The sequence below is a fragment of the Cupriavidus basilensis genome (genome assembly GCF_029335485.1).
Lineage (GTDB): Bacteria > Pseudomonadota > Gammaproteobacteria > Burkholderiales > Burkholderiaceae > Cupriavidus > Cupriavidus basilensis_E.
On the sequence record NZ_JARJLM010000350.1, the window covers coordinates 1 to 636 of the forward strand.

Here is a 636-nt window from a genome sequence, read left to right on the forward strand (position 1 = left end):
CTGGTCCGCCCGGACAACCACGACGCGCTTTCCGTGGCCGTGACCGCCACGCCGACGGTCACCACCACCGGCACCCCCGCCACGCCGCCCGCGCTGGAACTGGCGCTGCAGTACGGCGACGGCATCAAGGGCCGGCGCGGCCTGCCGACCCAGCGCAAGGTGCAGACCTGGGTGAAGTCGGCGCTATACGCCGACGCCGCGCTGACCATCCGCTTTGTCGGCGAGGAAGAAGGCCGCGGCCTGAACCGCAGCTACCGGGGCAAGGACTATGCGACCAATGTGCTGACCTTCGCCTACGCCGAGCATGAGACCGACCCGGTCAGTGGCGATATCGTGCTGTGCTGCCCGGTGGTGGAGCAGGAAGCCCGCGAGCAAAAGAAAACGCTCGAGGCGCATTATGCGCACCTGATCGTGCATGGTGTGCTGCATGCCCAGGGTTATGAGCATGAGGAGGATGCGGAAGCGGAGGAGATGGAGGCGATCGAGACGGAGACGCTGCAGGCGCTTGGGTTTGGGGATCCGTATTTGGAGCGCGGCAGGGTTGGGTGATTGGGGGCTTCTGCTCTACTCTATATTGCGTTTGTAGGGACCTGATTTGGGTTTGCAGGGCCTAAAGGCGGTGTTCTGTCAGGCCCT

1 protein-coding gene is annotated in these 636 nt (G+C 64.6%); it reads left to right on the forward strand.

Features of this window, described 5'->3' with window-relative positions; translation table 11 throughout:
• Positions 1–549: rRNA maturation RNase YbeY (ybeY, locus tag P3W85_RS20570; protein ID WP_276266146.1), on the forward strand; the 549-nt coding region annotated here is incomplete at its 5' end.
• Between the last annotated feature and the right edge of the window lie 87 nt (positions 550–636).